Raw genomic sequence first — 12415 nt, 5'->3', positions numbered from 1 at the left:
GCAAAAAGCGCCACAGGCCAGACCTGCGGCGCTTCTTCAATTCCGCCCGATGGGTCAGTCGGCGCCGACCCGGTCGCGGACGGGCTGGCCGGGACGGTAGTCCTGCAGGCGGGTGGCGCGCAGGCCCCGCATGCCGTGGCTGTCGATCAGCCGCTGCCAGGACAGGAATTCCTCCACCGACAGGGTATAGCGGCGGCAGGCCTCCTCCAGGCTGATCAGGCCGGATCGGACGCCCGCGACCACTTCCGCCTTGCGGCGCATCACCCAACGCTTGGTGTCGGGCGGGGGAAGATCGCTTTCGGTCATGGGACGCCCCTCAGGACCAATGACCGATGCACCGGCCGCAGAGTCGTCACCGGTGTCGAGTTCTATGAGTGCCATGCGCGGACGCTCCAACCCAAACTATGGATTCCACGATTTCGGGGTACTTTAGGCGCCGGCACTTAACAAATGGCTAAACGATAGGGTTAACTTTTTATCGCGGGGTAGCCCCCGTCCCGAACGGATGAGCCGGGGCGCCGCCCCTGTCCGGCGGCCGGAGATCGCCGGCCGCCCCATCGGAAAATGCCCGTCAGTAAACCATCGTCAGCTTGGACAGCGGGACTTCGCTGGAGCCGATGTTCAGCACGGTCTCGCCCGCCTTGTTGTTGCCGATGCCGGCGACGGTGCCGAAGGTATAGGTGGTCGTCTTGATGGTGGTGTCCTTGTTCTCCGACACCGGGGCGATGTTCAGGCGATAGGCGCCCGGCTGCACGGGACGGCCGTTGTTGTCCTTGAAGTCCCAATCGACCGTGTGCTTGGTCCCGGCGGTGGTTTCGCCCTGCATGGAGCGGATGATGTTGCCCTTGGAGTCCAGGATGTCGACGCGCACCGACTTGGCGGAGGTCGCCAGCTCGTAACCCAGCGGCGCCTGGGTCATGCCCTGGGTGTACTGGAAGCTGTCGCCTTCGAAGGCGACCATGCGGCCGAGATAGGCCAGGTTGGTCGAGGCGGTGCCGGTGGACTGCAACTGCACCAGCTTGTCCAGGCGGCTGTTGGTGCCGATGTTCTGCTCGACGTTGGCGAAATCGACCAGCTGCTTGGTCATGTCGTTGGTGTCCAACGGCTTCAGCGGGTCCTGGTTCTTCATCTGCGTGGTCAGCATGGTGAGGAACGTCTGGAAATTGTCGCCGAGGCCCTTGGTTGCCGACGCGGTCTTGTCGGCGTCGGTCTGCGGGGTCTTGGAGGTCTCGGTCGCCGTCTTCGACCCGGTGGACAAGCCGCCCGAATAGGTGCCGAACTGGTTCACGGTCGGGGTGGTGCTGGTCGTCGTCATGGCGGTTGTCCTTCTTGGCCGTTCGGCCGATGTCTTCGGGGCGGCGGCGGCAGGCTTTGCCGGGCGTCAGGCGCGGATGTCGAGACGTCCGTTGCCGAGCGTCGCGGTGTAGACGGCGGTGTCGGACGTGTCCTGATCGCCACCTCCGTCGAGGCCGCGGCCACGCCGCCCCCCGCCGTTCCCCTTGCCGTCGCCCCGCCCGTCATTGCCGAAGGGGTTGCCTTCGCCGCGCAGGCTGAAGTTCAGGCTGTTGGAGTCCGTCTGCAGTCCAGCCTCTTGCAAGGCGCGTTCCAGACCGCGGCTGTCGCGCTGCAGAAGTTCGAGGGTCTGAGCCCGTTCCACCGCGACCATCGCGCTGACCCGGCCGTCGGCGCCGATGTCCAGCTTGATGTCGATCCGCCCCAGTTCGGCCGGGTGCAGGTTGATGGTGAACTGGTCGACCTCGTCGCCGACCTGCTTCTTGATATGGACGGCGATCTGGTCATGCACGCCCATCGGCATGCCGGCGCTGCCGCGCGACGGGCGCAGCGTCGCGGTCGCCTGCGGCTGGTCGATGCCGGGAATGCTGCCGTGCATCCCCTCCATGGCGGCCAGCGCCGGATGGGTGTGGACGCCGGCGGCGCCATGGCCGTGGGCCGCGGCGGCACCTGCGCCTTCGATCCCCTCGAGCGCGCCGGTCGCCCTGGCGGCGGTCGACGCGGCAACCGTTTCCGCGACCGGCGGAACCGCCTGAGCGGTTGCGGTCGGTTGCGGCATGGTCTGGGGCTGCGCGTCGTTCCGGCTGCCGCCATCGGCGCCGGCCTGCTTGCCGCCCTGCTTGGCCTCGCCGGACTTGGCCTTGGCGGCGGCGAGCAGATCGGCGAAACGGTCGGGCAGGGCGGCGTCATCGTCCGGCAGAGCCGCCGCCGCCTCCTCTCCGCTCTTCGCGCCGCCATCGACCCCGGTCATGGCCGCGGCCTGGGCCTGCCGGGCGGCGTCTCCGTCCAGGGGGTGCGCATCGGCGGCACCCTTGGCCGCGGCGTCTGCACCGGCCTGCGCCGCATTCGGCGTGCCGGCCGCGGCCTGTGCCTGGGCAAGCTGGGCGGCCGGATCGACGGCACCGGCCGTCGCGCCGGCGGCGGCCGCACCGGCAGCCGCATCGCCGCCCTGGCCTTCATCGCCGGCCGCACCGGCGGCGCCCGGCTGGCCAGCCACCGTCAATCCGGCGAGGATCGGATCGCTCGGCTGCGGGACGGGGGCAATGGTGGCGGACGGCGGCTGGTCGGCGGTCTGCTCTTCCGTCCCGGCATCCTCGGCGGACGCGTCACCGGTCCCGCCCCCGTCGGTCGTCGCCGCGTCGATGCCGGTCCGTGCAACTCCGGCATCCGCAACTGCCGTATCCGTCCCATCGCCGGCCTCAGCCTGATCGCTGCCCGCGGCTTCCGTACCGGTCTTTGCCGCATCGGATTTGGCGATCTTGGCCTTGCCGGTGTCGGCTTTGGTGCCGTCGGCTTTGGCGGACTCCTTCGGCTTGTCGTTCTTGACCGGCTTGCGGTCGTTCTGGACATCGCGGTCGCCGTCCGTCCTGGCGGCCTTCGTGTCCTGCGTCCGGGCCGGCTCGGCATCCGCATCGCTCCGGCGGGCGGCCTGGGCACGGGTGTCGCGGTTTGGATCGGGCTTGGGCTCCGCCCGGACGGCAGCCTTGCGCTGCGCGTCGGCCGCGCGGGCCTCCTTCGCGTCGTTGGCGGACTCGCGGGCTGCATCGGCGGCCTGCTCGCGCTTGCGCGCGGCGGCATCGGCCAGCATGCGGTCCATCATCTTGGAAAACATATCATTCTTCGCCGCCGTCCCCTGGGTCTGCTGGGACTGGGCGAGACCGTCGAACAAGGACGCGGCGATGTTGTTCGATTGGATATCCATGGAACGGCCTCATTGGGACGGCGGAACGCACCGACGGCGATGCGGCGGTATCAATGCAACGAGCGGGCCAGTTGCCGGACGGGCTCCGCGGACGTCCCGGGGAGGGGCAGGGGAGGAGCAGGGCGGCAGTTCCGGCCCCATGACAGGGCCGAGACCGGCAAAAAATCCCCTCCTCGGGGTCTTTCTTGCCGCAGCGATCCGCCGGCGACGCAAGAGCCGCCCCCCGCAAAGAAAAAGGCCGCCCTCCAGATCGGGAAGGCGGCCGTCCGAAACGTCTCGGCAGTCACGGATGAAGGCTGTCGGCGAGCGTCGCTCAAAGCCGGGTGTTGAGCGCCGCCGAAGTGCGCGGGCCGCTGGGCGGCGGGGAATAGCCGCGGCCGCCGCCCATATGCGCGGCATAGGCGGTCGTGGGCGCCTTCTGCTGGCGGGTGATCACGGTGACCACGGTGTCGACCATCACCTTCTGGGCCTCGCCACCGATGCGCAGGGCCTCGGCATTGTCGGCGGTGGCGGCATAGAGCTTGCCGGTCGCCTCCTTCAGCGCGGTCTTCAGCTCCGTCGGCAGCGCCATCAACCCTTCGCGGTCGACGCGCAGCAGACGGCTGATCTCCTCATAGACCAGCGTCATCGGCTGCTTGTCCTTGACGATCTGGGCCAGCTCCTTCGCCGGGCGGCGGGCGCGGACGGCGGCGGCCTCGCGCTCCAGCAGGGCGGTCAGGCGGCCCATCAGCTCGACGAGGGCCACCGCGCGCTCCTGCGCGTTCTTCGGCAGGTTGGCGGCCGGCTTGGCCTGCTGGGGGAAACGGACGTCGACCTTATCCATGGCTGGCCTCCTGGGCGCGAAGAAGCTCTCCGTAAACCTGATTGGCGATGCCGAAACCGCCGCGCTGGGTGATCTGCTTGCCGAACTGCTCGATCAGCATCGGGCGGAACATCTCCTCGCCGCGCCCGCCGCCGAAGGTCTCGTCGGTGCCGATCCCCTCGAACATCGGGCCCAGCATCTGCGAGATGAACTGGCTCTCGAACTCGTTGGCCGACTTGCGCAGCTGGGCAAGCTTTGCCGGGTCGGTCTTTGCCTCCAGATCGGAAATCCTTGCCTGGGTGCGCACGCCGAAACCGGCGGAAATGGCGGAGCTCATGGACATCAGATCACCTCGATCTCGGCTTGCAGGGCTCCGGCGGCCTTGATCGACTGGAGAATGGCGATCATGTCACGCGGTCCCACGCCAAGCGCATTCAAGGACTGTACCAACTCCTGCAGCGTCACCCCGGCATTCATCACGGCGAGGCGGTTGTTGGACTGTTCGTCGACCTGGATGTCGGTGCGCGGCACCACCGCGGTCTGGCCCTGGCTGAAGGGGCCGGGCTGGCTGACCTGCGGGGTTTCGGTGATGCGGATCGTCAGGTTGCCCTGGGCGATGGCGACGGTGGAGATGCGGACATTCTCGCCCATCACGATGACGCCGGATTTCTCGTCCACCACCACGCGGGCGACCTGGTCGGGGGTGATGCGCAGCTGTTCGATCTCCGTCACCAGCCCCACCACGTCGCCACGCCGCGTCTCCGGCACGTTGATCAGGACGGAGGAGGGGTCGGTCGCCTGGGCGCGGTTGCCGCGCAGCTGGATGTTGATGGCGGTCGCCACGCGCTGGGCGGTGGTGAAGTCGGGATTGCGCAAGCTGAGGCGCAGCACCGGCAGTTCGGCCAGCGAGAACTGGATTTCCCGCTCGACGATGGCACCGGAGGAGATGCGGCCGGAGGTCGGCACGCCGCGCGTCACGCTGGCGCCCTGGCCCTGGGCGGTGAAGCCCGACACCGCGATGGGTCCCTGCGCCACGGCATAGACCTCGCCGTCGGCGCCGATCATCGGGGTGACCAGCAGGGTGCCGCCCAGCAGGCTCTTGGCGTCGCCCATCGCCGACACGGTGACGTCGATGCGCGTGCCCTGGGCCGCATAGGCGCCCAGCGTCGCCGTCACCATCACCGCCGCGACGTTCTTGGTGCGCAGGTTGGTGCCGCGGGTGTTGACGCCCATCCGCTCCAGCATGCCGGTCAGGCTCTGTTCGGTGAAGGGCGAGTTGTTCAGGCTGTCGCCCGAACCGTTCAGGCCGACCACCAGCCCATAGCCGATCAGCATGTTGTCGCGCACGCCCTCCACATCGACGATGTCCTTGATACGGGCGGACGCGGCGAATGCCGGCGCCGCCTGGACACCGAACGCCAGCAGGGCGGTCAGCACGACCAGAACGGCGCGGCGGCGCAGAAGGCGAAGGGCGGTGGGGATCATGACGCGGACACTCCTGAACTCGTGCCCGGTCCTATACAAACGCCGTGCCAGACGCAGCAAACGGCAGCGCTCGGTCAATGTCCCGAAAAACGCCCGCGATATGACGCGTTTCGGTCACAGCCGCCCGGCAATTTTTGCCCGATTGCGGCAAGCCTTGACCGGATGTTAAGGTTGATCCATCTACAGTGCGCGCGTTTACGCATCCTTTACTGCAAACGGTTGCACGGATCATGAAAGTCGAAGGCACCGGAAACATACGCGGCAGCGGTTCGGTCCGCCGCACCGGCAAGGCCGAAGGCTCTTCCGGCGCCGCGTTCTCCAAGCAGCTGGTGGGAGAGACCGGCTCCGCCCACGGGGTCAGCGGCACCGCCGCGACGGCCGGGGTTGCGGGCGTGCTGGCCTTGCAGGAGGTCGATGCGACCGACGACGCCACCGCGCGTGCCTCGCGCGGGAAGATGCGGGCGGAAGAGATGCTTGACCGGCTGGAGGAAATCCAGCACGGCCTGCTGTCCGGCACCCTGTCGGTTCAGAAGCTGGTGGATCTCGCCAAGGTGGTCCAGTCCCGCCGCGCCCAGGTCGACGACCCCGGACTGGCCGAGATTCTCGACGAAATCGACCTGCGCGCGCAGGTGGAGTTGGCGAAGCTCACCTCCTGACAGGCCGGCGGCGATCTGGCCGCCCTGCGCGCACGGGTTGGGGCGGCTGATTCGCCACGGTGACAAATCTTTTTTATTCCAAGGGCTTGTTTGGTCGTTGCGGGGGCGAACCATAGGGTTGCGGTCCTGACGTGGCGTGCCTATACTCCGCGCCGCCCGGATCACCCCTTTTTCGCTGGATGCTTTCGGATGACGTCGCCGCTTCTGCCCCAGAACTATTCCCCGTCGGAAGACGAGGAGTTCATGAACCCGATCATGCGGGAGTATTTCCGCCAGAAGCTGCTGCGCTGGCGCGCGGAACTGCTCGCGGAATCCACCGGCACGCTGAACAGCCTCCAGGAAGGCGGTATCCAGGAACCGGATATCGCCGACCGCGCCTCGGCGGAGACCGACCGCGCGCTGGAACTGCGAACGCGTGACCGCGAACGCAAGCTGATCTCCAAGATCGACGCGGCGCTGGAACGTCTCGTCGACGGCAGCTACGGCTATTGCGAGGAGACGGGCGACCCCATCTCCGTCCGCCGGCTGGATGCCCGCCCCATCGCGACGCTGAGCCTGGAAGCCCAGGAGCGGCACGAGCGGATGGAACGCACCCAGCGCGACGACTGACGTCGCGCGGCCGCAGGGAACAGCCGCCGGTCCCGGTCGCCGGCGGCGAAGCCCTGCGTTGCCGCCGCTGCCGTCACGCAGTTCCGAACAAGGCATCGGTCGTCCCGACCGGTGCCTTTGTCGTGTGCGCAGCGGTCGGGCGGACTCTCCGGCGCGCTGTCGCTGAAACGATGGCCGGGGTGAGGCGTCAGGCCGGGTGGAGCTGCGGGGTGATGGTGAGGATCGCTGCCGTCATCCGGCGCTCGTTCCATGGCACATCATGGTGTGCGGTCGTGAGGTAGCGGCTGTTGGCATCGCGGATCCATTCCGCCGGGAACAGGGCGATCGGCATGGCGGCGCTCCGGCCGACGCTGCCGTCATAGGGGCGGCCTTCCAGCGCACAGGCCATCGCCCGGCACAGATCGGCCCCCACCAGGCTGCCGAGATGGCCGGTCTGGGTCGGACGGGCATTGAACTCCAGAAAGACCGGCGGGCTGCCATCGTCCGGCAGGATCGCGTCGATGCCGCCGAAGCCGGAATATCCGGTCAGCTCCACTATGCGTCTGGCCATGTCGATCAGCGCGGGATGGTCGCCCACCTCGATCACGGACGCCGGACCGAAGGGCTCCGGCTGGTGGTGAAGCGCGGTATAGGCGAATCCCTCCAGCATCCGGCCGTGCAGCGCGCTGAACGACACCGACGCCGCCGGTCCCCGGATGAAGTCCTGCGCGACGATCCGTCCGTCGGCGGGCATCGCGGCGTCCTGCTCCGGCCGGCCGGTCGCGGCCCGCGCCGCCAGCTCCAGCGCCTTCCGGGGGCAGCGGGCCAGTTGAACCCCGCGGCCGGCCGAGCTGTAGTCCCACTTCAACAGCAGCGGCGTGCCGAGTCCGGCCAGATCGTCGATGCCGGTTCGGCCCGGCTCGACGATGATCTGCCGTGGCGTGCGGATACCGGCGGCGGCGGCATGCTCCACGCATTGCGACCGCAACGACTCCCAGCATTGGCCCCCATACCACGCCCCGACCATGCGAAGGCATCGCGCATCGGCACTGTCCGCCGGCACCTGCGCGATCAACCGGTCGGCGGAGTTCAGCACTTTGACGGCGGTTTCCTCGCAGGCGATCACGATATCGGCGCGAAGCTGTGCTGTGGCCCGCGCTGCGATCACGGTCAGGTCGTCGGGACTGATTCCGGCAGGAAAACTGTGCCTGCCGTCGATGCTGTCGCTGAACTCCAGCAGGGAGTTTTGCGGACAAATCGCGAAGACGCGAAAGCCCGCAGCCTTCAGTGCCGCCGGCATCCGTGCCGTGCCGTAACGATACATCGCGCAGGACACCAGCAACGCCGTCGGCATGAATACCTTCGCAATCATCAGGCTACGCAGAGCTTCTAATGCAGTCGCGCGTGTGCCGCAATCCGGGCTACCCCGTCGAAGGGCCGCCATGTAAACCGGGGCAGGTCATGCCATGACAATCCATGCCGGCGCACATCTTGAGGAACGAGAGGCTTTCGGCTAGGGATGGAACGGCTCCACCACCAGCCGGAAAGGCCCGACCGCATGAGCGACGATCCCGATTGCCTGGGCATGTGCGCCATCGACGGCGAGATCTGCACCGGCTGCGGCCGCACTCTGGACCAGATCAACGCCGCCCGCGACGAGTCCGACACCGTGGCCGAGCGGCCCGTGGGCTGACCGGCCGGGATGATCCCGGACTCCGGCTGTTTTCTCCTCGTCACACCACATGCGACCGAGGAGCGCCCCGATGACGGACCAGCCCAAACAGCAGCAGCCGGACGACGCAAAGCGCGACGACCAGCCCGGGAAGCCTGCCGGCGACACCGGCAAGATCGACAGCCGTACCGAGAAAGCCCAGGAAGAGGCGGCAAATGACCGCGCCCGCGAAGGCGGCTACCAGTAAAGGACGCCGGGCCGTCGGCCTGCCGATCGATGTGGGCGCGGCGACGGAAAAGCGACGTTCCGGAGCATCCCGATGAGGGAGCGGTCTCCGGCAACATCGCCCCGGCACGACCCGCCGGGCGGCAGATTTTTCCCGAGTGAACGCCAGCTCCAACGGACGGCAGGCGGAGGGGGCCATCCCGCATGGGTGGCTCCCTCCGCCCGGTCCATTCCGGTGACGATCCCGGAGTTGTCCTCAGAACGGCATTCCAATTTTCAGGCGTGAGAAGCGACATAAAATCAACGCTGTAGCATTTTCGTGTTGCAGCCGTGTTGCACCGGCGCCGGCTATCCGAACAGGCGTCGCTCCATGTCGGCGACCGCCTGGTGGTGATCCTCGGACGGGAACAGCTTCCCGTACCGCTCCATCGTCATCCGGTAGTCCTTGTGCCCGGCGAAGGTCATCACCGCCTTCACGCTGAAGCCCTGGTCGATCCAGGCCGACACCGCGAAGTGCCGCAGGTCGTGCCACCGCATCGCGATCCCCAGCTTCTCGCACAGCGGCCGGAACCAGAGCCGGTGGATATCGGTCTGGGCACGCACGCCGCCCTTCCGGTTCGGGAACACCAGGCCCAGCTCCGACTGCGGGCAGCGCAGCTTCCAGGCCTTCAGCGTGTTGACCACCATCGGGCCGATTGGGATATCGCGGGTGCCGGCGCTGCTCTTCGGATCGCCCATCTCGTTGTAGATGTCGGCGCGCTCGCGGACATGGATGAAGCCGGCATCCAGATCGACATGCGCCCAGCGCAGGCCGCGCTGCTCCGACGCCCGCAGGCCGGCGAGGGAGGCGACGATCAGGTAGGGGCGGAACTCATCGTCCGCGGCATCCAGCAGCCGCTTGACGTTGGTCCGCAGCTGCCGCGCCGACTCGTGCGAGATCGCGGCGCTGGACCGGCCCGGCCGGCGCACGGTGACGCCCTCGGTCGGATCGGTGAAGATCAGGTCGTTCGCCCGGGCGAAGGCCAGCATGAACCCCAGCGTCGCGATGATCCGCTTCGTCATGGCGACCGAGCGGCCGGCCTCCAGCAGCCGGTCCCGGAACTCGGCGACCGTGACGGTGCGCAGCGCCGCCAGCTTCAGCGTGCCGATCCCGACCTCTGGATCCGTGATGTGGCAGCGGATGCAGCTCTCGTAGGTGGCGAGCGTCGCACGCTCCATGGCCTGGCCGGTGTCGCGCCGAACCGTCAGATGCTTGACATAGCGCTTGGCCAGCTCGGCGACCGTGATCGAGTCGGAGGCGGGCAGGTGGGTGCCAGCGGCGACCTCCGCCCGTGCCTTCGTCTCGAACTCCACCGCCTCCCGCTTCGTCGCGAACTGGCGAGCCCGGCGCTTGCCGGCCTGATCGCGGTAGTCGACCTGCCACCTGATCTCCCCGCTCGGCAGGGTGCGCTTTCGGACCGACGCCATGGTGATTCCTCGACGAAGAAGGGAAAGGGCGGGCGCCGCGATCAGGCGGCGTTCCTGGTGTCGAGCAGGAGCATCAGTCCAGCACCGCCGGCCGGGCGATGTCGCCGATCCGCGGCGGCTCGAAATCGAAGTCGGCGCCGGCATCGTCCTGGCGCAGCAGCTCGACGATGGACCCGCCCTGTTCGCCCGACAGGCGCCGATAGGTGTCATAGCGCAGCAGCACGAAAGCCGGCTCCCCGCGATCGGTGACGATCACCGGGCCATCCTTGGCGGCTCGCTTGGCTTCGCTGGGGTTCTGGTTGAACTCCCGGCTGGACATCATCCGGCCCATGGCGCCCTCTCGGTGGTTGGCGCTGCTACGATGTGCGTGAGCGCAAGACGTTACAGCCCCACGGACTTGCGCAGTTCGTCGTTGATGCGGGACTGCCAGCCCGGCCCGCCGGCCTTGAAGCGCTCGATCACATCGGCGTCCAGGCGCAGCGTCACCTGCTGCTTGGGCTTCTCCACCGGCGGACGTCCCCGGCCGCGCTTCAGGCTCTCCGCCAGCTGCGGGAACACTTCGGCGAAGGGGCGGGCCTGCCGCATTTCCTCCTCGGTCAGTTCCGGGTTGTCGGACACCTCGTCCCAGTCCTCTTTGCTGTATCCGCGTCCCGGCTGAAATTCGGTCAGCAGCTTCCGGTCTTCGGTCATGTCAGGAGCTTCCTTTCCTTGATGCTTGCCGGGCGCATGCTGATGACGGAGAGCGCCTCCGTTCCCAGCGGCTTGAACACCACGACGACCACCAGCACGTCGCCCAGCCAGCCCACGGCCTTGAAGCGGCCATCGCGCGACGGGATGACCAAGGCGGTTTCGAAGAACGCCCCGTCCTCCAGATCGGCAAAGTCCAGCCCGTGCTTGTCCAGGTTGGTGATGCGCTTCGGAGGGTCGTAGACGATCTTCATGGGTTTAATGTAACTCCAGAAAATAGGCGAGGCAAGATTAAACGTAGCTACAGAAAATTTCTCGCTGACGGCAGGATCATCCTGCCGGAGGGGGCGGGGGAGGCGATCACCCGGACGCCGAGGTCGGGCTTATTCTGTTGAGCCATCGCTTTGCATAGCATTCGCGCCATCTTTTACCCTCTTAAATTGTTCGCCGTGAATCGAGGGGATTTCATCCTTGCGGAAGCTGCTCGGCTTTGCGCATTTAGGGCATATGAAGTAATCGTTTCTAGAAAACCATTCGCGCGAATTCGAGAATTTCCCGTCACAATGTTTGCAGTCAAGCGTAATCGGCAAATCGTAAATTGTTCTGTGATTCTTTGATCTCCGGGGCATTTTCCACTCCTATTTTATATTCTCTGTGGAATGAGCCATCATTATTTTGGGAAGACAGGAAGGGAAGTCATGGGCTTGGCCCTTCCAGTTCCTCTGGGTTCTCTGGATCGTCAGATGCAGGCAACAGGTCTGGGCTTCGCTGGACGTTCTGATCGCGACGCTTGCGATATTCGCGAAGCCAATCTGCGGCATCATCTGCGGACAGCGTCTGTCGCTTCCCTAGTCCGTCGATGTAGCCCTTAAACCACAGCTCGCGGGCAAGAGGCAGTCGGTAGGGTGGAGCAACCGGATCGCCAATAAGGCCAGCCTCGGCACCTTCGTGAAAAATCCAACCTCCACCACCACGTCGGTCAATTTCTGCCTGCTCCTCGACTTCCCGAGGTGAAGGCCCTGGAGGATCGAGCATTTCAAAGAAAGCGGCCTCTTCACCTGTTAAAAGCTCTGCTTTTTTTAGTGCGAAAAGCCCGCACGCTCTGTGGAATAATGCTCGGTTTTCATTCCCAAGAGAGAAAATAGTGTTCGCGCTTGATTTCCATAGTTTATTTATTGCGAACAAGTCTTGGCATCTACTGACTTGCTCAATCAAAGATTTTTCAATTGCGCCATGAAAATCCGGCTGCGGCGCTCCGTACGTTGCTCTGGATACCCTGAGGCTTGCAACTGCTTCGCCTGTGGTCCCGCCAAATATCTCGTTGGCGCTCTCCATTGTTGCATCAGTAATTGCGCCTTCATCATGAAGGCCCGAGAGAATTTTGTAGAGTTCTTCAGCGCAATTTGCCCAAAGGCCATCGCGTTCTTGAACGAGGCCCCGTTCCACTAAACGGCGAATCGCTTCAGATCGGGGAGGGATGTCGGGTTCCTGACGACGCCATTCATCCACTGCGCCAACCAGTTCATTGGTTATCGACAGCGCAATTCGGGCGTCCATGGTTTTTGGCCTGCTCATAGGCGGAGCTTAATCCCAACAACATACTAACTTCAACATTCAAT

General features: G+C 66.0%; 16 protein-coding genes. 4 read left to right on the top strand and 12 right to left on the bottom strand.

Annotated features, from left to right (window positions below; translation table 11 throughout):
• Positions 1–54: 54 nt before the first annotated feature.
• The 6 genes from AZOLI_RS07870 to AZOLI_RS07845 all read right to left on the bottom strand — a co-directional run bounded on the left by AZOLI_RS07870 (position 55) and on the right by AZOLI_RS07845 (position 5501).
• Positions 55–306 (bottom strand): CtrA inhibitor SciP, encoded by a 252-nt coding sequence (locus AZOLI_RS07870; RefSeq protein WP_014248076.1) that lies wholly within the window; start codon positions 304–306, stop codon positions 55–57.
• 265 nt (positions 307–571) lie between these two features.
• The gene (locus AZOLI_RS07865) at positions 572–1315 is read right to left on the bottom strand and encodes a flagellar hook assembly protein FlgD (RefSeq protein ID WP_014248075.1); all 744 of its coding nucleotides are present in this window, start codon (positions 1313–1315) and stop codon (positions 572–574) included.
• Positions 1316–1381: 66 nt separating this feature from the next.
• On the bottom strand, positions 1382–3214 hold the full coding sequence (locus AZOLI_RS07860) for a flagellar hook-length control protein FliK (protein ID WP_014248074.1): 1833 nt from the start codon (positions 3212–3214) through the stop codon (positions 1382–1384).
• 313 nt (positions 3215–3527) lie between these two features.
• A complete protein-coding gene (locus AZOLI_RS07855; RefSeq protein WP_014248073.1) occupies positions 3528–4037 on the bottom strand; it encodes a hypothetical protein in 510 nt (169 codons plus the stop codon).
• Positions 4030–4359, bottom strand: coding sequence for a rod-binding protein (locus tag AZOLI_RS07850; protein ID WP_044549856.1), 330 nt, complete (start codon positions 4357–4359; stop codon positions 4030–4032). Before AZOLI_RS07850 ends, AZOLI_RS07855 begins: the two co-directional genes overlap by 8 nt.
• On the bottom strand, positions 4359–5501 hold the full coding sequence (locus AZOLI_RS07845; RefSeq protein ID WP_014248071.1) for a flagellar basal body P-ring protein FlgI: 1143 nt from the start codon (positions 5499–5501) through the stop codon (positions 4359–4361). The genes AZOLI_RS07850 and AZOLI_RS07845 overlap by 1 nt, the downstream gene beginning before the upstream one ends.
• Positions 5502–5731: 230 nt before the next feature.
• Between AZOLI_RS07845 and AZOLI_RS07840 the strand changes: the two genes are divergently transcribed.
• Positions 5732–6157 carry a flagellar assembly protein FliX gene (locus AZOLI_RS07840; protein WP_014248070.1) on the top strand — a complete coding sequence of 142 codons (426 nt, stop codon included), beginning with the start codon at positions 5732–5734 and terminating at the stop codon, positions 6155–6157.
• A 189-nt stretch (positions 6158–6346) separates the two neighbouring features.
• Positions 6347–6766, top strand: coding sequence for an RNA polymerase-binding protein DksA (gene dksA / locus AZOLI_RS07835; RefSeq protein ID WP_012974451.1), 420 nt, complete (start codon positions 6347–6349; stop codon positions 6764–6766).
• Between the two features lie 187 nt (positions 6767–6953).
• Here the strand turns inward: dksA and AZOLI_RS07830 are convergent, their stop codons facing one another.
• Positions 6954–8099 (bottom strand): ATP-grasp domain-containing protein, encoded by a 1146-nt coding sequence (locus AZOLI_RS07830; protein ID WP_014248069.1) that lies wholly within the window; start codon positions 8097–8099, stop codon positions 6954–6956.
• A 204-nt stretch (positions 8100–8303) separates the two neighbouring features.
• On the opposite strand from AZOLI_RS07830, the gene AZOLI_RS31040 reads away from it, so the two are divergent.
• Positions 8304–8438, top strand: a complete 135-nt coding sequence (locus AZOLI_RS31040; protein ID WP_014248068.1) for a DUF1289 domain-containing protein — start codon at positions 8304–8306, stop codon at positions 8436–8438.
• Positions 8439–8508: 70 nt separating this feature from the next.
• A complete protein-coding gene (locus AZOLI_RS32380; RefSeq protein WP_014248067.1) occupies positions 8509–8664 on the top strand; it encodes a hypothetical protein in 156 nt (51 codons plus the stop codon).
• Between the two features lie 326 nt (positions 8665–8990).
• Here AZOLI_RS32380 and AZOLI_RS07825 read toward each other — a convergent pair whose 3' ends face one another.
• The 5 genes from AZOLI_RS07825 to AZOLI_RS32375 all read right to left on the bottom strand — a co-directional run bounded on the left by AZOLI_RS07825 (position 8991) and on the right by AZOLI_RS32375 (position 12353).
• Entirely contained in the window at positions 8991–10109 is a 1119-nt protein-coding gene (locus AZOLI_RS07825; protein ID WP_014248066.1) for a tyrosine-type recombinase/integrase, read from the bottom strand.
• Between the two features lie 73 nt (positions 10110–10182).
• Positions 10183–10440, bottom strand: coding sequence for a type II toxin-antitoxin system Phd/YefM family antitoxin (locus AZOLI_RS07820; protein ID WP_014248065.1), 258 nt, complete (start codon positions 10438–10440; stop codon positions 10183–10185).
• 50 nt (positions 10441–10490) lie between these two features.
• Positions 10491–10799 carry a BrnA antitoxin family protein gene (locus AZOLI_RS07815; protein WP_014248064.1) on the bottom strand — a complete coding sequence of 103 codons (309 nt, stop codon included), beginning with the start codon at positions 10797–10799 and terminating at the stop codon, positions 10491–10493.
• Complete coding sequence (locus AZOLI_RS07810) at positions 10796–11050, bottom strand: BrnT family toxin (protein WP_014248063.1); 255 nt, start codon at positions 11048–11050, stop codon at positions 10796–10798. Before AZOLI_RS07810 ends, AZOLI_RS07815 begins: the two co-directional genes overlap by 4 nt.
• A 442-nt stretch (positions 11051–11492) precedes the next feature.
• On the bottom strand, positions 11493–12353 hold the full coding sequence (locus tag AZOLI_RS32375; RefSeq protein WP_162488020.1) for a hypothetical protein: 861 nt from the start codon (positions 12351–12353) through the stop codon (positions 11493–11495).
• Between the last annotated feature and the right edge of the window lie 62 nt (positions 12354–12415).

It is taken from the genome of Azospirillum lipoferum 4B, from assembly GCF_000283655.1.
GTDB classification, from domain to species: Bacteria; Pseudomonadota; Alphaproteobacteria; order Azospirillales; family Azospirillaceae; genus Azospirillum; species Azospirillum lipoferum_C.
This window is presented reverse-complemented; position numbering and strand designations above follow the sequence as displayed.

Coding starts and splice junctions, on each gene's coding strand:
- AZOLI_RS32375 (WP_162488020.1), bottom strand. CDS start 12,353: ATGGACGCCCGAATTGCGCTGTCGATAACCAATGAACTGGTTGGCGCA.
- AZOLI_RS07815 (WP_014248064.1), bottom strand. CDS start 10,799: ATGACCGAAGACCGGAAGCTGCTGACCGAATTTCAGCCGGGACGCGGA.
- AZOLI_RS07825 (WP_014248066.1), bottom strand. CDS start 10,109: ATGGCGTCGGTCCGAAAGCGCACCCTGCCGAGCGGGGAGATCAGGTGG.
- AZOLI_RS07870 (WP_014248076.1), bottom strand. CDS start 306: ATGACCGAAAGCGATCTTCCCCCGCCCGACACCAAGCGTTGGGTGATG.
- AZOLI_RS07830 (WP_014248069.1), bottom strand. CDS start 8,099: ATGCCGACGGCGTTGCTGGTGTCCTGCGCGATGTATCGTTACGGCACG.
- AZOLI_RS07845 (WP_014248071.1), bottom strand. CDS start 5,501: ATGATCCCCACCGCCCTTCGCCTTCTGCGCCGCCGCGCCGTTCTGGTC.
- dksA (WP_012974451.1), top strand. CDS start 6,347: ATGACGTCGCCGCTTCTGCCCCAGAACTATTCCCCGTCGGAAGACGAG.
- AZOLI_RS07810 (WP_014248063.1), bottom strand. CDS start 11,050: ATGAAGATCGTCTACGACCCTCCGAAGCGCATCACCAACCTGGACAAG.
- AZOLI_RS07840 (WP_014248070.1), top strand. CDS start 5,732: ATGAAAGTCGAAGGCACCGGAAACATACGCGGCAGCGGTTCGGTCCGC.
- AZOLI_RS07820 (WP_014248065.1), bottom strand. CDS start 10,440: ATGGGCCGGATGATGTCCAGCCGGGAGTTCAACCAGAACCCCAGCGAA.
- AZOLI_RS07860 (WP_014248074.1), bottom strand. CDS start 3,214: ATGGATATCCAATCGAACAACATCGCCGCGTCCTTGTTCGACGGTCTC.
- AZOLI_RS07855 (WP_014248073.1), bottom strand. CDS start 4,037: ATGGATAAGGTCGACGTCCGTTTCCCCCAGCAGGCCAAGCCGGCCGCC.
- AZOLI_RS31040 (WP_014248068.1), top strand. CDS start 8,304: ATGAGCGACGATCCCGATTGCCTGGGCATGTGCGCCATCGACGGCGAG.
- AZOLI_RS07865 (WP_014248075.1), bottom strand. CDS start 1,315: ATGACGACGACCAGCACCACCCCGACCGTGAACCAGTTCGGCACCTAT.
- AZOLI_RS32380 (WP_014248067.1), top strand. CDS start 8,509: ATGACGGACCAGCCCAAACAGCAGCAGCCGGACGACGCAAAGCGCGAC.
- AZOLI_RS07850 (WP_044549856.1), bottom strand. CDS start 4,359: ATGTCCATGAGCTCCGCCATTTCCGCCGGTTTCGGCGTGCGCACCCAG.